Origin of the sequence: Amaricoccus macauensis (assembly GCF_014201905.1) — a bacterium.
Classification (GTDB): domain Bacteria; phylum Pseudomonadota; class Alphaproteobacteria; order Rhodobacterales; family Rhodobacteraceae; genus Amaricoccus; species Amaricoccus macauensis.
On sequence record NZ_JACHFM010000002.1, the window covers coordinates 481,831 to 507,302 of the forward strand.

Annotated in this window: 23 protein-coding genes; 13 read left to right on the plus strand and 10 right to left on the minus strand. The window is 68.8% G+C overall.

Features of this window, described 5'->3' with window-relative positions; all coding sequences use genetic code 11:
• The first annotated feature begins 58 nt into the window (after nucleotides 1-58).
• From mprF to HNP73_RS09875, 7 genes are all read left to right on the plus strand, one after another.
• On the plus strand, nucleotides 59-2,674 hold the full coding sequence (gene mprF / locus HNP73_RS09845) for a bifunctional lysylphosphatidylglycerol flippase/synthetase MprF (RefSeq protein ID WP_184148483.1): 2,616 nt from the start codon (nucleotides 59-61) through the stop codon (nucleotides 2,672-2,674).
• Nucleotides 2,671-4,059, plus strand: a complete 1,389-nt coding sequence (locus HNP73_RS23905) for a virulence factor family protein (protein ID WP_184148484.1) — start codon at nucleotides 2,671-2,673, stop codon at nucleotides 4,057-4,059. Before mprF ends, HNP73_RS23905 begins: the two co-directional genes overlap by 4 nt.
• Nucleotides 4,060-4,141: 82 nt before the next feature.
• Entirely contained in the window at nucleotides 4,142-5,083 is a 942-nt protein-coding gene (gshB, locus tag HNP73_RS09855) for a glutathione synthase (protein ID WP_184148485.1), read from the plus strand.
• Nucleotides 5,083-5,988: an alpha/beta hydrolase gene (locus tag HNP73_RS09860; RefSeq protein WP_184148486.1), complete on the plus strand. Its 906-nt coding sequence runs from the start codon at nucleotides 5,083-5,085 to the stop codon at nucleotides 5,986-5,988. Before gshB ends, HNP73_RS09860 begins: the two co-directional genes overlap by 1 nt.
• Nucleotides 5,989-6,056: 68 nt before the next feature.
• Nucleotides 6,057-6,536 (plus strand): peptide-methionine (R)-S-oxide reductase MsrB, encoded by a 480-nt coding sequence (gene msrB / locus HNP73_RS09865; protein ID WP_184148487.1) that lies wholly within the window; start codon nucleotides 6,057-6,059, stop codon nucleotides 6,534-6,536.
• Between the two features lie 11 nt (nucleotides 6,537-6,547).
• A complete protein-coding gene (msrA, locus tag HNP73_RS09870; protein WP_246399710.1) occupies nucleotides 6,548-7,243 on the plus strand; it encodes a peptide-methionine (S)-S-oxide reductase MsrA in 696 nt (231 codons plus the stop codon).
• 405 nt (nucleotides 7,244-7,648) lie between these two features.
• Entirely contained in the window at nucleotides 7,649-7,837 is a 189-nt protein-coding gene (locus HNP73_RS09875) for a hypothetical protein (protein WP_184150737.1), read from the plus strand.
• Nucleotides 7,838-7,975: 138 nt separating this feature from the next.
• Here the strand turns inward: HNP73_RS09875 and speB are convergent, their stop codons facing one another.
• The 3 genes from speB to HNP73_RS09890 all read right to left on the minus strand — a co-directional run bounded on the left by speB (nucleotide 7,976) and on the right by HNP73_RS09890 (nucleotide 10,723).
• Nucleotides 7,976-8,926, minus strand: coding sequence for an agmatinase (gene speB, locus HNP73_RS09880; protein WP_184148489.1), 951 nt, complete (start codon nucleotides 8,924-8,926; stop codon nucleotides 7,976-7,978).
• Nucleotides 8,916-9,842 (minus strand): polysaccharide deacetylase family protein, encoded by a 927-nt coding sequence (locus HNP73_RS09885; RefSeq protein WP_184148490.1) that lies wholly within the window; start codon nucleotides 9,840-9,842, stop codon nucleotides 8,916-8,918. Before HNP73_RS09885 ends, speB begins: the two co-directional genes overlap by 11 nt.
• A 293-nt stretch (nucleotides 9,843-10,135) precedes the next feature.
• On the minus strand, nucleotides 10,136-10,723 hold the full coding sequence (locus tag HNP73_RS09890) for a hypothetical protein (protein WP_184148491.1): 588 nt from the start codon (nucleotides 10,721-10,723) through the stop codon (nucleotides 10,136-10,138).
• A gap of 151 nt (nucleotides 10,724-10,874) precedes the next feature.
• Between HNP73_RS09890 and HNP73_RS09895 the strand changes: the two genes are divergently transcribed.
• Both HNP73_RS09895 and HNP73_RS23655 read left to right on the plus strand, forming a co-directional pair.
• On the plus strand, nucleotides 10,875-12,047 hold the full coding sequence (locus HNP73_RS09895; RefSeq protein WP_184148492.1) for a calcium-binding protein: 1,173 nt from the start codon (nucleotides 10,875-10,877) through the stop codon (nucleotides 12,045-12,047).
• 88 nt (nucleotides 12,048-12,135) lie between these two features.
• Nucleotides 12,136-13,314, plus strand: coding sequence for a calcium-binding protein (locus tag HNP73_RS23655; RefSeq protein WP_184148493.1), 1,179 nt, complete (start codon nucleotides 12,136-12,138; stop codon nucleotides 13,312-13,314).
• 4 nt (nucleotides 13,315-13,318) lie between these two features.
• On the opposite strand, the gene HNP73_RS09905 is transcribed toward HNP73_RS23655, so the two are convergent.
• Nucleotides 13,319-14,914: a lysine--tRNA ligase gene (locus HNP73_RS09905; protein ID WP_184150580.1), complete on the minus strand. Its 1,596-nt coding sequence runs from the start codon at nucleotides 14,912-14,914 to the stop codon at nucleotides 13,319-13,321.
• Between the two features lie 352 nt (nucleotides 14,915-15,266).
• On the opposite strand from HNP73_RS09905, the gene HNP73_RS09910 reads away from it, so the two are divergent.
• Together HNP73_RS09910 and HNP73_RS09915 are read left to right on the plus strand one after the other, a co-directional pair.
• Nucleotides 15,267-16,616, plus strand: a complete 1,350-nt coding sequence (locus HNP73_RS09910) for an MFS transporter (protein WP_184148494.1) — start codon at nucleotides 15,267-15,269, stop codon at nucleotides 16,614-16,616.
• 193 nt (nucleotides 16,617-16,809) lie between these two features.
• Complete coding sequence (locus tag HNP73_RS09915) at nucleotides 16,810-17,256, plus strand: DsrE family protein (RefSeq protein ID WP_184148495.1); 447 nt, start codon at nucleotides 16,810-16,812, stop codon at nucleotides 17,254-17,256.
• Nucleotides 17,257-17,309: 53 nt separating this feature from the next.
• Here HNP73_RS09915 and HNP73_RS09920 read toward each other — a convergent pair whose 3' ends face one another.
• The 6 genes from HNP73_RS09920 to HNP73_RS09945 all read right to left on the minus strand — a co-directional run bounded on the left by HNP73_RS09920 (nucleotide 17,310) and on the right by HNP73_RS09945 (nucleotide 21,955).
• Nucleotides 17,310-17,627 (minus strand): antibiotic biosynthesis monooxygenase family protein, encoded by a 318-nt coding sequence (locus tag HNP73_RS09920; RefSeq protein WP_184148496.1) that lies wholly within the window; start codon nucleotides 17,625-17,627, stop codon nucleotides 17,310-17,312.
• A 63-nt stretch (nucleotides 17,628-17,690) separates the two neighbouring features.
• Complete coding sequence (locus HNP73_RS09925; protein WP_425486630.1) at nucleotides 17,691-18,518, minus strand: ABC transporter ATP-binding protein; 828 nt, start codon at nucleotides 18,516-18,518, stop codon at nucleotides 17,691-17,693.
• Nucleotides 18,515-18,883, minus strand: coding sequence for a hypothetical protein (locus tag HNP73_RS09930; protein WP_184148497.1), 369 nt, complete (start codon nucleotides 18,881-18,883; stop codon nucleotides 18,515-18,517). Before HNP73_RS09930 ends, HNP73_RS09925 begins: the two co-directional genes overlap by 4 nt.
• 1 nt (nucleotide 18,884) lies before the next feature.
• Nucleotides 18,885-20,336 (minus strand): dihydropyrimidinase, encoded by a 1,452-nt coding sequence (gene hydA, locus HNP73_RS09935; protein ID WP_184148498.1) that lies wholly within the window; start codon nucleotides 20,334-20,336, stop codon nucleotides 18,885-18,887.
• A 4-nt stretch (nucleotides 20,337-20,340) separates the two neighbouring features.
• A complete protein-coding gene (locus HNP73_RS09940; RefSeq protein WP_184148499.1) occupies nucleotides 20,341-20,658 on the minus strand; it encodes a hypothetical protein in 318 nt (105 codons plus the stop codon).
• Nucleotides 20,659-20,704: 46 nt separating this feature from the next.
• Nucleotides 20,705-21,955, minus strand: coding sequence for a Zn-dependent hydrolase (locus HNP73_RS09945; RefSeq protein WP_184148500.1), 1,251 nt, complete (start codon nucleotides 21,953-21,955; stop codon nucleotides 20,705-20,707).
• Between the two features lie 159 nt (nucleotides 21,956-22,114).
• Here HNP73_RS09945 and HNP73_RS09950 point away from each other — a divergent pair, with 159 nt between their 5' ends.
• Complete coding sequence (locus tag HNP73_RS09950) at nucleotides 22,115-23,035, plus strand: hypothetical protein (protein ID WP_184148501.1); 921 nt, start codon at nucleotides 22,115-22,117, stop codon at nucleotides 23,033-23,035.
• 537 nt (nucleotides 23,036-23,572) lie between these two features.
• Nucleotides 23,573-25,471 carry a potassium transporter Kup gene (locus HNP73_RS09955; protein WP_184148502.1) on the plus strand — a complete coding sequence of 633 codons (1,899 nt, stop codon included), beginning with the start codon at nucleotides 23,573-23,575 and terminating at the stop codon, nucleotides 25,469-25,471.
• The last annotated feature ends 1 nt before the right edge of the window (nucleotide 25,472 follow it).

The following is a 25,472-nucleotide window of genomic DNA, read 5'->3' on the forward strand; positions in this document are numbered from 1 at the left end:
CAAGTGCGCCGCGGTTATCTTGCCCGGGACGGCAAGCACTGTGCGAGAGGAGCTCCCCATGCCTTCTGCGCCCGATCGTGATGGCGAGGGAGTTGCCACGGGCACCGCGGGAGCGTTTCATCGGCTGACCGCCTGGGCGCAGAGCCACCAATCCGCGATATGGGCGACCTTCTCGCTCCTCATGGTCGGTCTTGCGCTCTTTGCGCTGGTACGGCTGGCGTCGGAGACGAGTTATTCCGCGGTGATCGCTGCCATCGTCGGGACTCCGCCCCATCGTCTCGTGGCAGCCGTCCTGCTGACCGCCACGAGCTTCCTGTTTCTGACGCTCTATGACTACCACGCCTTCGAGGCGCTGGGACGCCGTCAGCCCTGGAATCGAATTGCTCCGGGTGCGGTTGCTGCCTATGCGGTGGCGCAGACTGCGGGCTTTGGCCCGCTCAGCGGTGGCGCGATCCGCATGCGCTACTACGCGCCTTTGGGCTTCAGCACGGTCGAGATTGCCCGCGTGGTGGTTTTTGTCACCGCGGCGTTCGGAATCGGCGTGGCGCTCACGGGGGCGGTCGGCGCGTTCTGGGCCGGGTCCGCGCTCGCGGCGGTCACGCGCGTTCCGGTCGGGATGGTTCACCTCATCGCCGCGGCGACACTGGCGGGTGGGGCTGCCCTCGTCGCCCTGGCCGGTCGTCGCATCGTGCTGCCGTTCTGCGGCGGCCGCGCGGTCGAGTTGCCGTCTCGCTCGCTGGTCCTGCGCCAGTTCCTTGTGACCGCGCTCGAAACCGCGTCGGCGGCTGGCACGCTCTGGGTGTTGATGCCGGCGGGGACGATCAGCTATTCCGCCTTCCTGCCGGTCTACACGGTCGCGCTCGTGCTTGGCATCCTCAGCCATGTCCCGGCGGGTCTCGGGGTCTTCGAGGCCGTGCTGCTTGCGGCGCTGGGTGGCGTCGCGCCACCGGCGGAGCTTCTCGCGGCGTTTGCCCTCTACCGGCTGATCTACCAGGTTCTGCCGCTGGCCTTCTCCAGCATCGGCCTCGCGCTCGTCGAGGCGCGTCGGCTGACGGCGCAAGGGCCGGCGGCGGCGGCGCTGCGGGCCGTGGGCGGGCTCGTGCCACAGGTACTCGCCGCTTTCTCGCTGGTGCTCGGCGCCATGCTGGTCTTTTCCGCGGTGACGCCGGCGCGGGGCATCGACCTTGAATGGCTCGCAAGCTTTCTGCCGCTGAGCGTGATCGAGAGTGCGCATCTCATCGCGTCGATCCTCGGCGCGGTGCTGATGATCGCCGCCCGCGGTCTGGCGTTCCGGCTCGACGGCGCGTGGTGGGCGGCCCTGGCGGCGGCCCTCGGGGCGCTCGTTCTGTCGCTCGTGAAGGCGGTGGCGATCTACGAGGCGGCGATTCTCGCGGTCTTCGCCATTGCGCTTCTCCTGTCGCGGCGCGAGTTCGACCGGAAGGCGCGGCTGGTCGCGCAGTCCCTGTCGCCGCCGTGGATCGCGGCGGTCGGCGTGGTGATGGTGGCCGCGTGGGTGATCCTGCACTTCGTCTTTCGCCACGCGGAGGTCGGGACGGAGAGCTTCCTGCGGTTCGAGGTCTCGGCGCAGGCCCCGCGCGGCATCCGGGCGTTTTTCGGCGCGGCGCTCCTCGCCGGGCTGGTGGCTGTCTGGTCACTGCTGCGCCCGGTGCGCGACGACGACCTTGCGGCGACGACGGAGGAGATCGCCCGCGCGGTGGCCATCGTCGAGGCGCAGCCGGTCGCGTCGGCGAACCTGGTGCGCATGGGCGACAAGCGGCTGCTCTTCTCCGAGGATGGTCGCGGCTTCATCATGTACGGCCGGCAGGGGCGCAGCTGGATCGCGCTCTTCGATCCGGTCGGGCCGCCCGATGTGTGGCCGGAACTGATCTGGCGATTCGTCGAACTGGCCCGGAAAGGGGGCGCCCGGGCGGTGTTCTACGAGACGTCCCCCGCCCAGCTCGCGCTCTACGCCGACGCGGGGCTGCGCTTCTACAAGCTGGGCGAGCAGGCGCGGGTCGATCTCGAGACCTTCAGCCTTTCCGGCGGCAAGAAGTCCGGCTGGCGGAACACCCTCAGCCGTGGCGCGCGCGAGGGGCTCTCCGTCGAGATCCTGCCGCCCGAACGGGTGCCGGAGGTGGTGAGGCGGCTCCGGAGGATTTCGGACCACTGGCTCGCCGAGCGCGGGGCGGCGGAGAAGGGCTTCTCGCTCGGCGCCTTCGAGGCGCACTACATCTGCCAGCAGCCGGTGGCCGTCATGCGCTCGGGGGAAGACATCGTCGCCTTCGCCACGCTCATGACCACGTCGGTCGGCGAGGAAGTGGCGATCGACCTGATGCGCCATGTGGAGGGCATGCCGAACATCGCCATGGAGTTCCTGTTCCTGCGGCTCTGCGAGATCCTGAAGGAGCGCGGCGTGCGCTGGTTCGACCTTGGCATGGCGCCGCTCTCGGGCTTCACCGACAGTGAGGCGGCACCGCTCTGGAACCGGCTCGGCCGGGCGATTTACGAGGAGGGCGTGTCGTCCTACAACTTCAAGGGATTGCGCAGCTTCAAGAACAAACTTCAGCCGGAGTGGCGGGCGCGCTACCTGGCAGTGGCGGGCGGCGCCGCGCCCGCGCTGGTGCTGATCGACGCCACCCGCCTGATCGGCAAGCGATCGAAGGAAGAGAAGTGACCCGCCGCACCCCCGCCTTGCGCGCCGCAATCTGGGCAGGGGTCGCCTGTCTGGCCTCGCCGGCGGTGGCCGACGACCGGCCCACATTCGACACCGGCCAAATCCCCGATCCGGAAATTCTGCTGCCCGATGGCCCGGCGCAGGGTTCGGTCATGCTCTTTTCCTCCGAGAACGGGTGGAACTCCGAGGATCACGCCCGCGCGGTCCGGTTGCGCGCCGAGGGCGCGGCGGTGGTCGGGATCGACCTGCCGCGCTACCTCGCGGCGCTCGATGGCGAAGGCAAGGACTGCGTCTATCTGGTGGCCGATTTCGAGAGCCTCGGGCATCAGCTCGAGCGGGCGACCGGGGCGACCACCTTCCATGCGCCGATCGTCGCGGGGACGGGGCAGGGCGGGGCGCTTGCCATCAGCATCCTCGCCCAGACGCCGGCCGACACGCTCGGGGCGGCGATCGCGGCCGATCCCGCCGACGGGGTGCCGCTCACCACGCCGTTCTGCACGAAGCAACCGCGGACCGAAGGCAGCGCCGGCTGGGTCTACGCTCTGCCCGCGGGCGCCCAGCCGGCGCCCCTTACCGTGGTCCTGAGCGCGAGCGCCACGGCCGAGAATGCCCGTCGGTTGGGCGACCTTGCAGGGGCGGGCGTCGACTTCCGGACAGACGCGGCCGATGGCTCGCTCTCACCCGTCTTCAGCGACGCGGTCGCCGCGGCGGTGGCGCGAGCCGCGGGCACGGGGGATGCTGCGGCAGTGGTCGAACTCGCCACCACCCCGACGCTCGGCGTGATGGCGATCGTCCTCTCCGGTGACGGTGGCTGGCGCGATCTCGACAAGCAGATCGCCGGCATCCTCCAGTCCGAGGGTGTGCCCACCGTCGGGCTCGACACCCTGCGTTGGTTCTGGTCCGCGCGCACGCCGCAGGAGACCGGGGCCGAACTTGCCCGGTTGATCGATCTCTACACCGACAGGTGGAAGGTGCCGAAGGTGATCCTCGTCGGCTACTCCTTCGGGGCCGACGTGCTGCCGGACGCCTATCTCACGATCCCGCCCGAGGCGCGGGCAAAGGTCGCGCAGGTTTCCCTCCTCGGGCTCGCCACCATGGCCGACTGGCAGATCACCGTCTCGGGCTGGCTCGGCAAGGCCTCCTCCACGGCCAGGCCGACCGGCCCGGCCCTGGCGAAGCTGCCGCCCGCCATCGTCCAGTGCGTCCACGGAGACGGCGAGACCGACAGCGCCTGTCCGTCGCTGGAGGGCACCGGCGTCGAGATCGTCACGACGAAGGGCGGACACCACTTCGACGGCAACTATCAGGCGCTGGCAGAGAAGATCATCGACGGCTTCGAGCGGCGCCAGGGGGCCACGCCCGCGCCACCCGCCGCCAGCCCATAGCGGTGCGCAGCCATCCGCCCGGGCTTGCGCGTCCGGCGGCGGTCGGCCAAGAGTGCCAACGTGCCGGAGCCGGAGCGAGAGAATGCCCCTGAACGTCGCCGTCCAGATGGACCCAGTCGAGCGGATCAACATTTCCGCCGATTCCACCTTCCGAATCATGGAGGAGGCGCAGGCGCGGGGCCACAAGCTTTTCTACTACACCCCCGACCGCCTCGCTCTCGACGAGGGCCGGGTGATTGCCACCGGCTGGCCGATCGAGGTGCGCCGCGAGGTCGGCAACCACTTCACCCTCGGCGAGGAGAAAACGATCGATCTCGCCACGCAGGACGTGGTCTGGCTGCGCCAGGACCCGCCCTTCGATATGGGCTATATCACGACGACGCATCTGCTGGAGCAGCTGATGCCCGGAACGCTGGTGGTGAACGATCCGTTCTGGGTCAGGAACTACCCCGAGAAGCTGCTCGTCACCACCTTCCCCGATCTGACGCCGCCGACGATGATCGCGCGCGATCTCGACACGCTGAAGGCGTTCAAGGCGCGGCACGGCGACATCATCCTGAAGCCGCTCTACGGCAACGGCGGCGCGGGCGTGTTCCGGCTCGACCCGAACGACCGCAACTTCACCTCGCTCTGGGAGCTTTTCACCGGCATCAACCGCGAGCCGCTCATCGCCCAGAAGTTCCTGCCCGCGGTCTCGAACGGTGACAAGCGGGTGATCCTGATCGACGGCGAGCCGGTCGGCGCCATCAACCGCGTCCCGCTCGAGGGCGAAACGCGCTCGAACATGCACGCGGGCGGCACGCCGATGGCGGTGGGGCTGACCGAGCGTGACCTGGAGATCTGCGCGGCAATTGGTCCGTTGCTGCGCGAGAAGGGCCAGATTTTCGTCGGCATCGACGTGATCGGCGACTGGCTGACCGAGATCAACCTCACCTCACCCACCGGTCTGCAGGAGCTTGAGCGCTTCGACGGGATCAACGCCACCGGCAAGATCTGGGAGGCGATCGAGCGTCGGCGCGGCTGATGTCGCTGCGCCTCATTGCGCTCGACCTCTGGCTCCGGTCGACCATGAAGCGGCGCCTCGCCACGGCCTCGGTGCCGGACGCGCGGGCGCAGATGGAGCGCGACGCGGCTCTGCTGCCGCGGCCCCCCGGCGCGGTCTGGCGCGAGGCGGCCGTTGCGGGCATCTCGGCGTGGCGTCTCGATCCCGGCCCCGCTGCCGTCCCGGACGCGGGATTGCTGCTCTGGCTGCACGGCGGCGCCTATTGCCTCGGCTCGCCCGCGACCCATGCCTCAATGGTGGCGACTCTCGCGCTGGCCGCCGGGACGGGAGCGGTGCTGCCCGACTACCGCCTCGCGCCCGAGGCGCCGTTTCCGGCGGCGATCGAGGATGCCAGTGCCGTCTGGCGTGCCCTGCGGGCCGAGGGCTGGCCGGCGGAGCGGATCGTCCTCGGCGGCGACAGTGCCGGAGGGGGTCTCGTCTTCGCGCTGTTGCACGAGATCATTGCCTCCGGTGACCGCCCACCGGCCGGGGTGGTGGCGTTCAGCCCGTGGACCGACCTCACCCTCAGCGGTGCGAGCCTGCGCCGGCTGGCCTGGCGCGATGCGCTGCTGCCGGCGCGGCGGATCGGCGAGGTCTGCGAGCTGTATCTCGCCGGCGCCGATCCCACCGACCCGCGGGCTTCGCCGATCCGCGGGCACTTCGCCGGCGCCGGGCCGGTGCTGATCCAGGCGAGCACGGCGGAAATCCTGCTGGACGACGCGCGCGGCATGGCGGAGCGGCTCCGCGCCGATGGGGTCACGGTGGAGCTCGACCTCTGGCGCGGCTTGCCGCATGTCTGGCAGGGCTTCGTCGGAGTTCTTCCCGAGGCGGAGGCGGCGCTGGCCCGCGCCGCGCATTTCGTGTCCAGCCGTCTCAACAAGCCGTGAGCCTCTCTTCCCGTGGCGCGGCAAAGCGCGCACCCTTGTCGTGCGGGTCGGGCAGACGGAGAGGTGCGATGACCAGACGATTTCTGCTGAAGTGCGCCGTTGCCGGCGCGGCGCTGCTCACGGTGGCGCCCCGCGGCACTCGCGCCGCGACGGGTTTCGAGATCACGCGCACCGATGCGGAGTGGCGGGCGATGCTGTCACCCGAGGCCTACGCCGTGCTGCGCGAGGAGGGGACGGAACAGCCGTTCACCAGCGCGTTGCTGGAGGAGCACCGCGCGGGCGTCTTCACCTGCGCCGGATGCGCCCTCGATCTCTTCTCGTCGGAGACCAAGTTCGAAAGTGGCACCGGCTGGCCAAGCTTCTGGCAACCGCTGGAGGCGGCGATCGGCACCACGGAGGACCGGACCTTCGGGATGGTGCGGACCGAGGTGCACTGCCGCCGCTGCGGCGGCCACCTCGGCCACGTGTTCGACGACGGACCGAAGCCGACCGGATTGCGCTACTGCATGAACGGCGTCGCGCTCGGCTTCCGACCGGCCGCGGCATGAGGAGATCGGCGATGCGGACCGGGGCAATCGCGCTGGCAGGCGGATTTGCGGCGATGCTGATGGTGGCGCCGGTGACGGGGCGGGCGGAGGAGGGCATCGCCTTGCCCGCGCCCACACTCGATCAGCCGGCCGCGCCGGGGCGCGAGGTCGCGGTGCTGGCAGGCGGCTGCTTCTGGGGCATCCAGGGGGTGTTCCAGCGCGTGAAGGGCGTGGAGAACGCGCTCTCGGGGTATGCCGGCGGCGACGCGAAGACCGCGCACTATCAGGCGGTGGGCTCCGGGCGGACGGGTCATGCGGAATCCGTCGAGGTGACGTTCGATCCGGCCGAGATCAGCTACGGTGAAATCCTGCGGGTGTTCCTCACCTCGCACGATCCGACCGAGCTGAACCGTCAGGGTCCGGACGTGGGCACACAGTACCGCTCGACGATCTTCCCGCAGTCGCCGGAGCAGGCGAAGGTGGCGAAGGCCTACATCGACCAGCTCGACGCGGCCGGGGTCTACGCCGAAAAGGTCGCGACGACCATCGAGCCCGGCGCGGCGTTCTACCCGGCCGAGGGCTATCATCAGAACTACCTGACGCTGAATCCCACCCAGCCCTACATCGTCATCAACGACCTGCCGAAGCTCGCCGCCCTCGAGCGTCTGTTCCCGGCGCTCTACCGCACGGACCCGGTGCTGGTGCCGGAGGAGACGCTGTCGAACTGAGGGCATTGCCGCGCATGGCGGCGAGGTGGATTTCCTCCCGCCTGATGATCGGGCTGGACAGGTGATCCGCGGAGCCGGAGTCGCCGTTCGGCGGACCGAACCCCTGCCCGCGGGCAGTGCGGTGAGCGCGGCAGAGCTTGCGGTAGAAGCAGTCGGAGCGGCCCGGTTTCACACCGCATCGCGCATGGAGCGCGCTGCGGCCCGAAATCATGCTCAACGATACTGGCTCCCTCTGCCTCGACGCAATCGCGCAGTTCGGGAGCGTAGGCGCATTGACATCACGCGCCTACGGCGCAGCTTCCCGTCTCCCTGCCGACATCCTGAGAAAGGCCGCAGCCTCTTTCGCGGGGGAAGCGATATGAGGTTCGCTTTCATTGCGAGGCACCGGAACATCTGGCCGGTGGCATGTCTGGCGAACGTGGCAACGACCGAATGGCCGGCGTCGCGGACGACTGGACCTTCGGCGCAGTTGGCCGGGATTTCATCTGCGACGGTGCGACCGTGGACACGATGCTCGACGGCTCGGGTGGCGATCAATTCCGGACTACCGGCGATGCTGCGACGTCTTCGGCGGCGGCGGCGTTGATGCGCTGAACCTGCCCCTGAGCATCTGCAAAGCGGTCGAGAGGTCTTTCGACTGGGGGGCGGCGGTATCCGTTCGCGCCAACCCCCTGCGAGGACGTTGCGGATCGGCGATGATCGCAACGTCCTCTGGTGATGTGACGATGCGGCTTACCTTGTCGGTGACGCGAAGATCCTGCCGATGAAGTTCAAGAGGATTTGCGCCGCGAGGATCGCGGTGGTGCCGGTGTGGTCGTAGTCGGGAGCGACTTCGACGAGGTCGATGCCGGTGACGCGGCCGCGTCTGGCGAGGCCGGCGAGGAGTTCGAGGACTTCGTAGTAGATGAAGCCGCCGTGGGACGGTGTGCCGGTGCCGGGCGCGATCGAGGGGTCGAAGCCGTCGATGTCGAGGGTGACGTAGTAGTTCACCCCCTCGGGGATGCGGGCGAGGACAGCGTCGATGCCGAGGGCGCGGACCTGGCGGACCGAGAGGATGCCGGCGCCCATGGCGCGGGCGGCGTCGTAGCCTTCCTTCGTCGTCGAGGAGACGTTGCGGATGCCGAGCTGGGTCAGGCCGGTGACGTGGTCCTGTTCGGCGGCGCGGCGCATGGGGTTGCCGTGGCCGTGGCGGACACCGTGGCGCACGTCGACGAAATCGAGGTGCGCGTCGATCTGGACGATATGGATCGGACCCTGATCGGCGAAGGCGCGGATGCAGGGGATGTTGACCGAGTGGTCGCCGCCGAGCACCACCGGCAGCGCGCCGGCGGCGAGGATGGCGCGGACGCCCGCCTCGATGTTGGCATGGCTCGTCTCGGTGTCGGTGTGGACGATGTCGGCGTCGCCGATGTCGAGCATGCGCACACCTTCGAGGTAGGTCACGTCGTCCTCGTGGTCGTAGGCGCCGCCGTGGCCGAAGGAGAAGAGCGTCGAGGCCTCGCGGATCGAGCGGGGGCCGAAGCGGGCGCCGGCGCGCCACTGGGTGCCGAAGTCGAAGGGGGCGCCGAGGATCGCGACGTCCGCGTCGATCGCGCTCCAGTCGGGCTGGTAGGGCGACTTGCCGAAGGTCGAGATGCCGACGAAGGGCAGGTTCAGCCGGCCGCTCTGGGGGTCATGCGCCATTGGGTAGGCTCCGGTCATGAGGGGGTCGGGGAACGACGTCCGCGAGGTCGTCGATGCGGAGAAGGTCGCGGTGCGCCAGCGCGTGGCCGGCAACGTCTTCGAGCGGCGCGAACCATGCGTCACCGGCTTCGAGGGTGGCTTCGAGGGTGGCTTCGAGGGTGGCTTCGAGCCAGCGTTCCAGCACGCGCCAGCGGGCGAGGCGGCCAGTGGGGAAGGGGTGCAGCACCGGCATCCCCAGGCAGCCGTAGGCGTGCATCGCCTCGAATTCCTCGAAGAACGCGCTGAGCCCGTCGGAAGGCCCGCGGACCGGCATCAGGTGGCCGATTTCCTCGAAGTGGGCAAACGGCGGCCGGTCGTCGTTGCCCCAGTGCGGTGTCAGCTCGATGAGCGTGCCCGGGCCGGTGGCGAGGACGCAGGGCATTTCGTCGGCCATGAGCGAGCTGTCGTCGAGGAAGTCCTTGACGATCAGGCGGCGCACAAGGCCCGGCGTCAGGTTGCAGACCGGGGCGCGGTAGCCGCGGGGCTTCCGGTCGGTCATGCGGACGTGGGTGTCGAGGGCGCGGCTGAAGGGTTCGGTCTTCGCGCTCGTCGGAGTGGCCGGTCGGTCCTCGAGGCGCCAGGAGTTATGGCCGATCTCGTGGCCGCCGGTGCGGATCGCCTCGACGGTGGCGGGGTACGCCTCCATCACCCGGCCGGGCATGAAGAAGGTCTGCCTGAGGCCGCGGCGGCGGTAGGTGTCGAGGATGCGCGGCACGGCGACGGTGGGGGCGGCCGTAGCGGCCCATGGACACCGGCGCGAGGCGCAGGTGGCCGTCGTCGGCCGGGCGTTGCGGATCAGGCCGTCGGCGTCGACATCGACGGTGATGGCGGCGGCGAGCTTCTTGCCATCGGGCCACGGGAGCGGTTGAAGCAGCATCGCGGGAGACCTCGGTGCATGGCCGCGGGGCCAGGGTGCCGAGGCGGAGCCTAGGGGGCTTGTGCCGCGCAAGGAACGGGAAAGTTCGCGCGGGCTCCTGTCATGTCCGCTCCGCAGGGGTTTCAGGCGGCGCGACGGGTTTGCGACCTGCCGTGTCGCCAGAGGGACGCGAATTGGCGCGATCCGGGTGTGGCGGGCCGGGGATTTGGCGACCCGGATGTGGCGGGCCGGGTGTGGCTAGACGGTGCGGCGGGTCTGCCCCGTTTGGTGGCTTCCGCCCGAGGGAAAACGGGTCAGAGATCCTGGAAGCCGGGCAGGATCGGGCCGAGAGGCCGGAAGCGGCGTGTGACCTCGCGGATCTCGATCCGGTCGATGCGGGCGACCGTGCCGGTCTCGCTCAGCAGGTCGAGGCCCATGTGGGCATAGCGTGCCCGGTCGCCCCAGACCATGTGGACGCCGGCGCGCAACTCGGGGCCGATGACCGCGCTCACCCCGAAGACCGTGTCGTATGACGCGATGCCGATGACCGGGCCGGTCTCGGGCAGCTCGACGATGTGCTGGCCGGGGCGGCCGCCGGCAAAGGCCGAGATCCGCACGAGGGGCAGGGGGCCGGAGACGATCTTCAGCCGCGCGGACACCTCGACGAAATGCCCGAAACGGATCGGGACTTCCGCCATGTAGCGCAGGCGCTGCATGGGGACGGTGGTGCGCAGCTCGAGGCAGGTGCCGAAGTCGGCGTCCTCGACCAGATCGGCGTTCGGGGCGCCGGCATAGCTGCGGCTCGCCGGCGTGCCGTCGCCACAGGACCAGTCGTCGAGCCCCTCGGCGAAGCCAGTCGGCATCAGGTCGAGGCTCGGTCGGTGGGCAATCTGGATGTTCATCGGCTTCCCCGCGGCAATCCTCGGGGGATAGCATCGAAATCGTGAACGGCGGGTTAACGCGCGTCCGCGCCGCGAGTGGCCGCGGCTCCTTCCACCTGTCAATGGTTGCGTGCGACAGTGCCCGGGCTTTGCGACTGAAGGACCCCCACCCATGACCACCTATCTCTGGCTCTACGATGCTGCCGGAATCACCAACCAGCTGCCGGCCTACTCGGCGCCGGATGTGAAGTTGACCACGGCAACGCGCAGCCTGCTCGAGTTCAGCGGCTCCGTCACCGCCGGAGTCTTCACCGGTGAGAGTGTGCGCGAGAGTTACCACGGCCGCTTCAACCTCACGGGCAACTCTCCCGCGGGGCGGGTCAATTCCGTCGAGGTCGTGATCGGTGGCGAGGCGGTCCTCGGCGCGCGTTATGACGACCCGGTGCGGGTCCGCGCGTACAACGGCGACTTTGCTGATCGGATGGACGGCGACGTGTCGTTCCGCGGCAATGCCTGGGCGAACTGGTACGAGTCCGGGGCGGGCGACGACAGGCTCGTCGGCGGCGGCGGGAATGACAGCTTCGACGGCGGCGCGGGCGATGACGTGCTCTTCGGTGGCGCGGGTCAGGACGACCTGAAGGGCGGTGCCGGCAGCGACACGCTGGTCGGCGGCGCCGGCAACGACTTCTACCTCGTCGACGGCGACGACCGCCTGACAGAGGCCGCCAACGGGGGCCGTGACACGGTTGCCGCCACCGTCAGCTTCCGGCTGCCCGAGAACTTCGAGATGCTGACGCTGGTCGCCGATGCGGTCTCGGGCTGGGGCAACGGGACGCGCAACTGGATGGCCGGCAACGGCGAGGCGAATGTCCTCTATGGTCTCGCCGGAGGCGACGCGCTCGCGGGGTTTGCCGGGGCGGACACGCTGGTGGGCGGTATCGGCGACGACTCGATCCTCGGCGGCTTTGGCCGTGACCGGCTGATCGGTGGCGCCGGCAAGGACGTGCTCGAAGGCGGCGCTCATGGCGACTGGCTGATCGGCGGCGGCGGCGCGGACATCTTCTCGTTCGCGCGCCCGAGCGATTCCGGTCCGACGCTGCGCGACACCATCACCGACTTCGGGCCGAACGACGTGATCGATCTCGGACGGATGGACGCGCAGACCGACCACAGCGGCAACGACGCCTTCCGCTACATCGGCTCGCAAGGGTTCCACGAGACGGCGGGCGAGCTGCGTTATGCCCGCGGCCTGCTCTCGGGGGACGTGGACGGCGACGGGGTGGCGGACTTCGTGATCCGCCTGCTCGGCGCGCCGACCCTCACGGCGGACGATTTCGTACTCTGAGCGCTCTGGCGGGGTGGGTTTCTTCCCCGCCAATCAATGGTTTCATGTAATGCTCCCCGGGCATTGAGCCCGGGGGGGAACCTTTTTTATGACCACATATGTCTGGCTCTACGACGCGGCCGGGATCACCAACCAGTCTCCTGCCTATGAGGTTGCGGACATCGAGCTCGTCACCGCGACCCGAAGCCTGCTCGAATTCAACGCGGCGATCACCGGTGGTGTCTTTGCGGGCCAGAGCCTGCAAGAGACCTACCACGGCCGGTTCAGCTTCTCGTCAGGAGGCAACGTGGCGGGGCGGGTGAGCGCCGTCGATGTCGCCATCGGTGGCGAGGCGGTGGTCGGCGCGCGCTACGACGATCCGGTGCGGTGGCGGGCCTACCTGGCGGACTATGCGGAGCGGATGGACGGAGATGTGTCGTTTCGTGGCAACGGCTTCGCGAATCATTTCGTTTCCGGCGCCGGCAATGACAGGCTCGTCGGTGGCGGCGGACACGACGACCTCCATGGCGGCTCCGGCGATGACGTGCTCCTCGGCGGCGCCGGGCGGGACTCGCTTCGGGGCGGCGATGGCAACGACTCGCTGATCGGCGGGGCCGGCAACGACTTCTATTTCGACGTGGTCGACGGCGACCGCCTGGCGGAAGCGGCCGACGGTGGTCGCGACATGGTCGTTGCCGCGGAGGACTACCGCCTGCCGATCAACGTCGAGATGATGGCGCTCGTCGCAGATGCGGCGGCAGGCTGGGGAAACGGCACGCGCAACTGGATCAACGGCAACGACGGGGCCAACGCTCTCTTCGGCCTCGGAGGTGGCGACTTCCTCTTTGGGGGGGCCGGGGCGGACACTGTGTTCGGCGGGCTCGGCAATGACACGATGTTGGGCGAATCCGGCCGCGACCGGCTGAACGGTGGCGCGGGCGACGACGTCCTGTTGGGCGATGCGGGCGCCGACTGGCTGGCTGGCGGGGCCGGGGCGGACTCCTTCGTCCTGACACGCAGCGGTGCGTCACGCCCGGCGCTGCGCGACACGATCGCGGACTTCGCGAGCGGCGACCTGATCGACGTCGGCGAGATCGACGCACGGACCGATCACGCGGGCAACGATGCCTTCCGCTACATCGGCGCGCAGGCGTTCCACGACACCGCCGGCGAGCTGCGCTACGCGGGCGGTCTCGTCTCGGGCGACGTGGACGGCGACGGCGCGGCGGATTTCGCGATCCGCGTTCTTGGCGCGCCCTCACTCGCGGCGGACGACTTCGTGCTCTGAGGGTTCAGGCGTCCGCCGGCGGGTTCACCAGCTTGCCGGCGAGTGCCGTGTCGATCAGTGCCACGGTCTCGGGGATGCCGTAGAGCGCCACGAAGCCGCCGAAGCGCGGGCCTTGCGCCGCGCCGAGCAGCACCTCGTAGATCGCGGCGAACCATGCGCGCAGCGGCTCGAAGCCGTGGGCCTTGCCGACCTCGAAGACGAGGTTCTGCAAGGCTTCCGGGTCCGCCGGGCCGTCCCAGGCGGCGAGCTTGTCGCGAAGCTCGGTCAGGGCTGCGACCTCGTGGGCGTCGGCGTGGCGATAGATCTTCGCCGGACGGACGAAATCCTCGAAGTAGCGCACCGCGTGGCCGGCGGAGGCGTCGAGCCCGGGATGGGTCTCGGCGCTCGCGTCCGGGGCATAGCGGCGGATGAAGCCCCAGAGCACGTCCTTGTCGTTGGCGTTCGCGGCGCTGGCGAGATTGAGCAGCATCGCGAAGCTCACCACCATGTCGGAAGCCGGCGGCTGGCCGCGGTGGATGTGCCAGACCGGGTTGGCGAACCGCTGGCCGGCGTCCTGCCCCTCGAAGGCGCGGAGCTGCTGGTGGTACTCGTCGACGTTCTTCGGGATCACGTCGAAATGCAGCCGCTTCGCGGTCTTGGGCTTGCCGTACATGAAGTACGAGAGGCTTTCCGGGTCGGCGTAGGTCAGCCACTCGTCGATGGTGAGGCCGTTGCCCTTGGACTTGGAGATCTTCTCGCCGTTCTCGTCGAGGAAGAGCTCGTAGGTGAAGTGGTTGGGCGCGCGGCCGCCGAGGATCTCGCAGATCCGGTCGTAGATCGGCGTGTTGGTCGAGTGGTCCTTGCCGTACATCTCGAAGTCGACGTCGAGGGCGGCCCAGCGGGCGCCGAAGTCGGGCTTCCATTGCAGCTTCACGTTGCCGCCGGTGACCGGCAGCGTAATCTCCTCGCCGTCCTCGTCGTCGAAGGTGATGGTGCCCTCGGCGGCATTCACCTCCTTCAGCGGTACGTAGAGCACCCGGCCGGACTTGGGCGAGATCGGCAGGAAGATCGAATAAGTCTGCTGGCGCTCGTCGCGGAGCGAGGCGAGCATGACCTCCATCAGCGCGTCATAGCGCTCAGCCGCGCGGCGCAGGATCGGATCGAACTGGCCGGACTTGTAGAAATCCGTGGCCGAGATGAACTCGTACTCGAAGCCGAAGGTGTCGAGAAAGCGGCGGAGCATGGCGTTGTTGTGGGCGCCGAAGCTCTCGTACTCGCCGAACGGGTCCGGTACGGCGGTGAGCGGCCGCTGGAGGTTCTCGCGCAGCATCTCCGGGTGCGGCACGTTGTCGGGCACCTTGCGCATGCCGTCCATGTCGTCGGAAAAGCAGATGAGCCGGGTCGGGATGTCCGAGATCGTTTCGAAGGCCCGCCGGATCATCGTGGTGCGCGCCACCTCGCCGAAGGTGCCGATGTGCGGCAGCCCCGACGGCCCGTAGCCGGTTTCAAAGAGCACGTAGCCCTTGGCGGGCGGCCCGTCCTTGTAGCGTTCGAGCAGCCGCCGGGCCTCCTCGAAGGGCCATGCCTTCGACTCCATCGCCGCTGCGCGCACCGCGTCCATTGGCCTCATGCCCCCAAATGTTTCCGCCGAAGTGAGCTTCGGCTCTAGGGAACGCATCCCTGGGGGTCAAGGGCCCGGAATCATTCGTTCCACGGAGCCCGGAGGCGGCATGTGCGGGAAGGATGGCCGACATATGTCGTGCGGACGCAGCATTGTGGCTGGTCATTCGGTCGGATAGAGCGCGCGGGGATCCCCTCTGGTCCCGCGTCTGCCGACCGGGACCGTTTCCGGGGGAGCCCCCCGTTTCCGCCTGCATCGGACGGACGGGGCGCACGAACCGGCCGCTCCTCACGCGGGTAGCGACCCCGAAGGGCCGGAGCCATGCGCCTCCCCCCGGCCGCAGGAGGAAGTGATGGCGAGCACGATCGACACGGCCCGGTCCGAGCGGCCAGCCAATCCCCGCTCTCGGGTGATCCTCGCCAGCCTGATCGGCACGACGATCGAGTTCTACGACTTCTACGTCTACGCGACGGCGGCGGTGCTGGTGTTCCCGCACCTGTTCTTCCCGGCGGGCGACGAGACGGTGGCGCTGCTCGCCTCGTTCGCGGTCTTCGGAGCGGCCATGGTGGCGCGGCCGCTCGGGGCGGTCTTCTTCGGCCATCTGGGCGACCGGCGCGGCCGCAAGGCGACGCTGGTCGGCGCGCTCCTGACCATGGGGATCGCCACGTTCCTGATCGGCTGCCTGCCGACCTATCCCTCGGTCGGATGGTTCGCACCGTTCCTGCTGGTGGTCTTGCGCCTCGCGCAGGGCTTCGCGCTCGGCGGCGAGTGGAGCGGGGCGGCGCTGGTCGCGACGGAAAACGCGCCGAAGGGCAAGCGGGCGATCTACGGCACCTTCCCGCAGCTCGGCGCGCCGCTCGGGTTCATCATCGCGAACGGCCTCTTTCTTCTCATCGCGGCGCTGCTGCCCTCGGACGATCCCTCGCGCCCGTCGCTGGCGTTTCTGAGCTGGGGCTGGCGGATCCCGTTCCTGTTCTCCGCGGTCATGGTGATTGTCGGTCTCTGGGTCCGCTTGTCGCTGGTGGAGAGTACCGCGTTCGAGAAGACGGTGAAGCGCGGTCACGTGCAGAAGCTGCCGCTCGCGGCCGCGTTCCGCGACCACTGGCGGGAGCTGGTGCTGGGCACGTTCTACATGCTGGCGACCTATGTGCTCTTCTACCTGATGACGACGTTCTCGCTGTCCTATGGCCGGGCCGCCGTCACGGCGCCGCTGCCGGGGCTCGGCTATGACTATCGCAGCTTCGTGCTGATGATGATCGCCGGCGTCTGCTTCTTCGGCGTCTTCACCTTCCTCTCCGGCCCCTGGGCCGAGCGCTGGGGCCGGCGGCGCACGCTGATCGTCGTGACGCTCGGCATCATCGCCTTCGGCCTGCTCTGGGTGCCGATGCTCGCGGGCGGATTCGTCGGCGTGATGGCCTGGCTCATCCTCGGCTTCTCGCTCATGGGGATGACCTTCGGGCCGATGGGCGCGCTGCTGCCGGAGCTGTTCCCGTCGAACGTGCGCTATACGGGGTCGGGGATCGCCTACAACGTCTCCTCGATCCTTGGTGCGGCGGTGGCACCGTTCATCGCGGTCGCGCTCTGGAGCCACGGCGGCGGCAGCCCGTTCTGGGTCGGGGTCTACCTGAGCGCCATGGGGGTGCTGACCCTCGTGGCCATGCTCATGGGCAGCGAGACGCGGGACGTGGACATCGAACGCTGAGTCGCGAGGCCACGGCTGCCGTCCGGTCACGGCTTCGTGTGCAACCGCGGCATGGAGGTAACACTCTCGCGCTGGTGTTTCCGAAAAGGTTATCGGCCGGTTGACCGGCTCCCGGGAAGGGTCAAGAAAACTGACGAGTACGGAACGTGTTCCAGTCTCTCGTAACGATCACTCCATCCCCAGGAGCTCCTTGATGACAGTCGCCGGCATTCTGAAATCCATCGCCCTCGCCGCCGCAATCGCCGTGACCGCCGTTCCGGCGATCGCTCAGGAGATGCCGCCGCAGAAGGTCGTCTACCACAACAACGGCTCGACGAATCCGGACTACTACAAGCACTTCCTTGCCAACGTGCGGAACCACATCACCGCGGTCGGACGTGACAACATCGAACTCGTGGTGGTCGGCCACGGTGACGGGCTGCAGTTGCTCGCGGACGCCGAGACCGACCCGGAACTCGCCGCGAAGATCGACGCGCTGCGGGCTGACGGCGTGCGGTTCCTGATCTGCGCCAACACGCTGCGCTCGCGCAACATCACCCTCGACGAGCTCTATGGCGCGAAGGACGAGGACGTGGTGCCGAGCGGCGTCGCCGAGATCGCCCGCCTCGAACAGGAAGGCTTCGCCTACCTGCACCCCTGACGCGGGGGGCAAGACGACGAGAGCCCTCCCGGGCTCTCGCAACTTCCCGGCGGTCAGAAGACCTCCGCGACGTCGTACATCACCGGCTCGAAGCTCTTGCAGAGCGCGCTGATCTCGCGGTTGCGGCGGCGCATCTCCATCGAGCGGAGCATGGCGAGGAAATCCTCGCGGTCACGCCACTGGGAATAGTTCGCCACGCGCGTCTGGGCATCGTTCACATGCAGCGCTGCTCCGAGAAAGCCGGGCTGGCGGCTGATGAACTCGTCATAGGCGGCGCGGAGCAGGTCAACGAGATCGTGGCAGGTTCCGGGCATCACCTCGAACGTGGTGATGACTGTCTGGTGGGTGGCGTCGCGGGCGATGGTCGGCATGGCTGGCATCCTCCTCCTCGGGGTCACTCTAGCAGGTCCGCACGCTCCGCGGCATAGGGCGGCTCACACCACGTCGCCGACCCCCGCCCTCAGCCCGTCTCGGACACGGGCGGCAATGTCGAGGAAGTCGCGGCTCTCGCGGATGTGCAGCGGCCGCTCGCGCGGCAGCGGGCTTTCGATGATGTCCGTCACCCGACCCGGTCGCGGGCTCATCACCACGATCCGGGTCGAGAGGTAGACGGCTTCGGGGATCGAGTGCGTGACGAAGGCGATGGTCTTGCCCGTCCGGTCCCAGAGCTTCAGCAGTTCCTCGTTCAGGCGGTCGCGCACAATCTCGTCAAGCGCGCCGAAGGGCTCATCCATCAGCAGGAGTTCCGCGTCGAAGGAGAGCGCGCGGGCGATGGACGCGCGTTGCTGCATGCCGCCCGAGAGCTGCCAGGGATATTTCTTCTCGAAGCCGGCCAGCTCCACCAGGTCGAGCACGCGGGCGACCCGTTCCCGGCGCTCGGCCTGTGGATAGCCCATGACTTCGAGCGGCAGCGACACGTTTCCCCCGATGGTGCGCCACGGGAAGAGTCCGGCCGCCTGAAAGACGTAGCCGTAGGCCCGCGCCTCGCGTGCCTCGGCGGGGGTCATGCCGTTCACCGAGATCGTGCCCGAAGTCGGGGTTTCCAGATCGGCGGCGATGCGCAGGAACGTGGTCTTGCCACAGCCGGACGGGCCGATGAAGCTGACGAAATCCCCGGCGCTGATCGAGAGATCCACGTCCTTCAGCGCATGAACCGGCCCGTCGGCGGTCTGGAAGGTGAGGCCGAGGCCGCGCGCCTCGATCACCGGCCTGCCGCTTGCTCGCCTCTCGGCCAACGTCTCGGTCACGCGGCCCACGGTCAAACCGCGCCTCCGGTTCTGCCACCCCAGCGTCCGCCGACCTTCTTCTGGTCGATGACGCCGCTGACCGAACCACCAGCGGCGGACGGCGCGCCGCCGAAGAGCAGCATTCCGATGCGCCCGTCGTCGCAGCTGACACCGCCGAAGGCGGCCGGCATGCCGGTCGTCGTGTCGGTGGTCGGGTAGAGATCCCCCTCGCAGAGCGCGCCGGATTTTGCCGTGAGAGCAAAGGCATCACGGCTGCCGCGCGTCCGTTCGCCGGTGTAGCGCTCGGCTCCGTCGGCCGTCGCGACGTTGACCGGCATCCGGCTCCCGGCGCAGCCGGCAAGGACCACCGCGAGCAGAACGAGGGCCAGTCGCGTCAGCATGTCAGACACCGCTCGCCGGGATGCCGGCCCGCTCCACCGGGCGCGGGGCGGTGAGCGCCTTCCAGGTCGAGAGCGCCGTCGAGACCGGCCCGGCGGGAGGCCGCGCCACGAACTGCCCGTGCCCTTCCTTCGGCTTCAGCTCGCCGTCGTCGACCATGACCCGGCCGCGCGACAGCACGTAGCGCGGCAGGCCGCGGACGCGCTGGCCCTCGAAGACGTTGTAGTCGATGGCCGACTGCTGTGTCGCGGCGGCGATGACCTTCTCCTTCTTCGGGTCGAGCACCATGAGATCGGCGTCCGCACCCACGAGCACGGCGCCCTTGCGCGGATAGCAGTTCAGGATCTTCGCGATGTTGGTGGAGGTGACCGCCACGAACTCGCTCGGCGTCAGCCGCCCGGTCTCCACACCGTGGGTCCAGAGCATCGGCATCCGGTCTTCAAGCCCGCCGGTGCCGTTCGGAATCTTCGTGAAGTCGCCGACGCCGAAGCGCTTCTGCTCGGTGGTGAAGGCGCAGTGGTCGGTGGCGACGCAGGAGAGCGTGCCCGAGGCGAGCCCGGCCCAGAGCGAGTCCTGATGGCGCTTGTCGCGGAACGGCGGCGACATCACGCGCCGGGCCGCGTGGTTCCAGTCCTTGTTGAAATACTCGCTCTCATCGAGCGTCAGATGCTGGATCAGCGGCTCGCCCCAGACCCGCTTGCCGAGCATCTTTGCCCGCCGGATCGCCTCGTGGGCGTCCTCGCAGGAGACATGCACCACGTAGAGCGGCGCGCCCGCCATGTCGGCGATCATGATCGCGCGGTTCGTCGCCTCGCCCTCGACCTGCGCGGGGCGGGAGTAGGCGTGCGCCTCCGGCCCGGTGTTGCCCTCGGCGAGGAGCCGGGCGGAAAGCTCGGCCACCACGTCGCCGTTCTCCGCATGGACGAGCGGGATCGCCCCAAGCTCGGCGCAGCGGCGGAACGACGCGAACATCTCGTCGTCGTTCACCATCAGGCTGCCCTTGTAGGCCATGAAGTGCTTGAAGGTGTTGATGCCCTTCTCGGTCACCGCCTTCATTTCCTCGAAGACCTGCGGCCCCCACCAGGTGACCGCCATGTGGAACGAATAGTCGCAATGCGCCCGGCCGGACTTGTTGTCCCAGACCTTCAGCGCATCGAGAAGCGACTCGCCCGGTGCGGGCAGGGCGAAGTCGACGACCATCGTCGTTCCGCCCGAGAGCGCCGCGCGCGTCCCGGAGTCGAAGTCGTCAGACGAGTAGGTGCCCATGAACGGCATCTCGAGGTGGGTATGCGGGTCGATCCCGCCCGGCATCACGTAGGCACCGGTGGCGTCGAGCACCGTGTCGCCCTCGAGATCGGCTCCGATCGCGGCAATGCGGTCGCCCTCGATCAGCACGTCCGCCTGGTAGCTGAGATCGGCGGTGACGATGGTGCCGCCCTTGATGACCGTCGACATGTCCTTACCCCTGTGGTTCGCCGAGCGCCTCTCTGAGCGCCCTTGCCTCGTCCTGCGGCAGCGTCAGCCCCCGCGCCAGACCTTCCGCCACGATACGCGCCGCGAGCGCGAGGTCCATCCTCACCGCCGCCCGCCGCGCCCCGAGGCTGCACGTCAGATCCCCGTCGGCGATCTCGCGGGCGTAGACATGCAGCGTCGCGGTCGAGGGAGGATCGAATGACACCGCCACCTCCGCACCGGATCCCGATCCGAATGCCGGCGCCACCGCCGGCACCTCGACCCGCCCGCTTCCCGCGATGATCAGGAGATCCCCGAGGCTCATCCGCCGACCTCGGCGGACCCCGGAGCGGCAGAGGGGAGAGCGGATGTCACCCGACGATCTCCGCCGTCTCCAGCACCGCGTGGAAGAGCACGTTCGCGCCCTTTTCCGCCCACTCGGGCGTGATCTCCTCCGCCTCGTTGTGGGAGAGGCCGTCGACGCAGGGGCACATCACCATGGTCGCGGGCGCGACCTTCGCCGCCCAGCAGGCGTCATGGCCGGCACCCGAGACGATATTGCGATGGGTGTAGCCGAGCCGGTCGGCCGCGCGTCGCACCCGCTCCACGAGTTCGGGGGCGAAGGTCACCGGATCGAAATGCCCGACCGCCTCCACCGCACAGGTGACGCCGAGCGCCGCGCAGATCTTTGACGCCTCCGCCTCGATGGCTGCGCGCATCCGGTCGAGCTTCGCCTGATCGGACGTGCGGATGTCGACCGTGAAGATCACCGTTCCCGGCAGCACGTTGCGCGAGTTCGGTGAGAACTTCATCTGGCCGACGCCGCCGACCGCCGCCGGCTGCTCGCTCATCGCGACGGTCTGCACCGCCTCGAGGATGCGCGCCATGGCAAGGCCCGCGTTCACCCGCATCTCCATGGGCGTCGAGCCGGTGTGCGCCTCCTTGCCGGTCAGGGTGAATTCCAGCCACCAGAGCCCCTGACAGTGGGTGACGACACCGATGTCCTTCTCCTCGGCCTCGAGGATCGGACCCTGCTCGATGTGCAGCTCGAAATAGGCGTGCATCTCGCGCGCGCCCACCGGCTCGTCGCCCTTCCAGCCGATGCGCTCCAGTTCGTCGCCGAAGCGCTTGCCGTCGAGATCCGTCCGCCCGTAGGCGTGTTCGAGGTCGATCGCCCCGGCGAAGACGCCCGAGGCCATCATCGCGGGCGCAAAGCGCGCGCCTTCCTCGTTCGTCCAGTTCGTGACGACGATCGGATGCTTCGTGCGGATCCCGAGATCGTTCATCGAGCGCACCGCTTCCAGCGCGCCGAGGACGCCGAGAACGCCGTCGTACTTGCCGCCCGTCGGCTGGGTGTCGAGGTGGCTGCCCACATAGACGGGCAGGGCGTCCGGGTCCTCGCCCGGGCGGGTCGCGAACATCGTTCCCATCGCGTCGACCCCGAGCGTCATGCCTGCGTCCTCGCACCAGCCGCGAAAGAGCGCGCGGCCCTCGGCATCGGCGTCGGTCAGGGTCTGGCGGTTGTTGCCGCCCGCGACACCCGGTCCGATCTTCGCCATCTCCATCAGCGCGTCCCAGAGCCGGCCGCCGTCGATTTTCAGATTGTCGCTGGGTGCGGCCATTCGAGACTCCCGATGTCACCTGCCGCCATCCTTGCCATGCGCAGGCCGGAGCGCAAGCGCCCCGAATTCGGCTGCTGCGCCCCGGCGGGTGACGGGTAGACTTCAGCGGGGGGAATCGGCACCGACCGACCGCGCCCACATGACAGACGGAGGGAAAGAATGTCGCGAAACACGCTTCTCGGCGCGGCATGCCTGCTGCTTGTAGGCTTGCTTGTCGGGTATATCGCCGGCTCGGGGGGGCCGAGCCTCAAGGAGATCGATCAGGCGGTGAGCGCGCGCCTCGATGCGGCGAGCAAGGCCGAGGCCGAACGTGCGGCTGCGCTCGATGCCAGGGTGGCCGAACTCGGAACCCGCGTCGATGCGGTGTCCGCGGACGTGAAGTCCGGCGCGGATGCGGTGCAGGGCCTCGGTGACCGGCTGGGCGGCAACCTCGCCGATCTCGGCACGCGGCTCGGCGACACGGTGAATGCCGCGGGCGCGTCGAGCGTCGCGGCACTTCAGGGCGGCCTCGAGCGGCTGCAGCAGCGCCTCGCCGCCGCGCCCGCCGCGAACCCGGCCGCAGACGTGCCGCAGGCGGGTGCGGCAGCGCCGGAGGGACATGCGACAGGCCTGCCGGCGGGCACCGCAGCCGGCGAGACGCTGGCACTCGCCGATGCGGCACGGGTCTTCGTGTCCCGGGTCGATGACGCAGCCGGCGAGGCTCTCGTCTACATCGACGGGGAACCCATGACCCTCAAGGTCGGCGAAACAGCGCCGTTCCAGGCCGGAGGCGAGGAGTGCCAGCTCACGCTGGCGGCGGTCGATCGTGGCCACGCGAGCCTCACCGGCGGCTGCGGCAGCGACCTGCCGAAGGTCGAGGGCACCTCCCCGGGTGCCGTCGCAGTCCTCGCTGACGGCGCGGTGCGGGTCTTCGTCTCCGCCGTCGATCAGCAGAGCGCGCGGATTGCCATCAACGGCATCGCGACGCAGGAGGTCGCCGTCGGCGAGACCGTTGATGTCGCCTCCGGCGAGAAGGCCTGCCGGGTGACCGTGACGGGCGTTGACCGCGGCCACGTGACGCTCGACGCCGCCTGCTCCTAGGCGGCAAGCCGGGCGTGCGGGAAGCCGGGGTGCGCGGGCAAGTGAGCGCGCGCCTCCCGGTAACCCATCCTGAAATCAGCTCGTTGGCCGATCTTTCTGGTTCTGCCCGTTGCCGCGGCGCGACATGGCGTTAACCGATCCTTTACCGTGATCTTCGCAAGCGCGGCGTCCTGCGCTAGCCTTCCGGGCAGTTTCGGGGATGTCTGCGGGGGGACGGAATGCCGCACGAAACACCTGCGACCCGGTGCCTTGGGGGGCCGGGTCGATGTCGTGGCGCGGATCGCCGTCCAGCCGCGGCGGGCCGGCAAGGGGTCCCGCCGGGCCTGCGTGCCGAGGGGTTCGTCGAGCTTGCCCACATGCCGCCGCCCGGGCGGGCCGTGGCGGCGGCGCGGGCCTTCTCCGCCGGCAACGGTTACCTCGCGGGACAGATCGTCGATCGCCTTCTCTGAGCGGGTTCACTCTTGCGCGACCATGCGGCTTGTCGCACGAAAGCGGGGACGCTAGAGAGCCGCTCCGCTCAACGACGAGAGGAATCGCATGGCGACGAGTACAGAGGCCGAGGCCGAGTCTGAACACCGGCCCCAGGCTTCCTTCTGGAAGCTCGTCATTGGCTCGGTCGGTGTCGTCTATGGCGACATCGGCACCAGCCCGCTCTACGCCATGCGCGAAGGGCTTGCCGCCGCCGGCCGGGACGGTCTGACCGAGGAAGAGGTCATCGGCATCGTCTCGCTGCTGCTCTGGACCCTCATTCTCATCGTCACCCTGAAATATGTCGTCCTCATCCTGCGGGCGGACAACCGCGGCGAAGGTGGTACGCTCTCGCTGCTGGCGCTGGCCCAGCAGGCGCTCGGCAAGCGGACGAAGCTGCTCTTCGTCCTCGGTGTGGCGGGTGCCGCGCTCTTCTACGGTGACGCCGCGATCACGCCGGCGATCTCGGTGCTGTCGGCGGTCGAGGGCCTGAAGCTCGTGACGCCACACTTCGATGCATGGGTTCTGCCGGTCACGGTGGTGATTCTGACCTGCCTGTTCTGGGCGCAAAGCAGCGGCACGGCGCGGATCTCGGTGTTCTTCGGCCCGATCACCGTCCTGTGGTTCCTGGTGGTGGGGGCGCTCGGGCTCTATCACGCCGGCGACCGGCCGATGATCTTCACGGCCTTCAACCCGTACGAGGCGATCAGGTTCATCGTCCTGCATGGCACCGGTTCGCTCGTGGTCATGGGCTCGGTCTTTCTCGCTGTCACTGGTGCCGAGGCGCTTTATGCCGACATGGGCCACTTCGGGCGCGGGCCGATCCGCACCGCGTGGTTCTCGCTGATCTTCCCGGCCCTCGCGCTCAACTACCTCGGGCAGGGCAGCATGGTGCTGGCCAACCCGGCGACGGTTCACAACCCGTTCTTCCTGATGGCGCCATCCTGGGGGCTGGTGCCGCTGGTGCTGCTCGCGACCTGCGCAACGGTGATCGCCAGTCAGGCGGTGATCTCGGGCACCTTCTCGCTCACCCAGCAGGCAGTGCAGCTCGGCCTCTTTCCGCGCCTAGACATTCAGCACACCTCCGACAGCCAGGTCGGCCAGATCTACATGCCGTTGGTGAACTGGACGCTGATGGTGATCGTCATCGGTCTGGTGCTGCTCTTCGAGAGCTCCGCCTCGCTTGCCAGCGCCTACGGCATCGCCGTCACCGGCGCGATGCTGATCGACTCGCTGCTCGGGTTCGTGGTGTTCCGCACCCTCTGGAAATGGCCGCTGCTCCTCTGCATCGTCGTCATGGTGCCGCTGGTGACGATCGAGCTCACCTTCTTTGGCGCGAACCTGCTCAAGCTCTTCGACGGCGGTTTCGTGCCGCTGATCTTCGCCGCGATCATCGGCCTTCTGATGACGACCTGGGTGCGCGGCACGGCGATCGTCAACCGCAAGGCCCATACCGGCAGCGTGCCGCTCGAACAGCTGGTGGCGATGCTGAAGAAGTCGAAACCGGTGCAGGCGCCCGGGACGGCGGTGTTTCTCACCTCCGACCCGGAGGTCGCGCCCTCGGCACTCTTGCACAACCTCAAGCACAATCACGTCCTGCACAGTCGCAACGTCATCGTCACGGTGCAGGTGACCACCATGCCGCGGGTGCCAGACGCCGACCGGCTCTCCCTCGAACAGATCAGCGACACGTTCTGGCGGATCCGGCTGACCTTTGGCTACATGGAGGTGCCGAACGTGCCCCGGGCGCTCGCGCTCGCCCGAAAGGAGGGGCTGGCGCTCGAGATGATGAGCACGTCGTACTTCCTCAACCGACGCTCGTTCCGCCCGGCGACCGATCGCGCGTCGATGCCGCTCTGGCAGGACAAGCTCTTCATCGCCATGACGAAGGCCGCGACCGACGCCACGAGCTTCTATCGCCTGCCATCGAACCGGGTGCTCGAACTCGGCCAGCAGTTCGTGGTCTGAA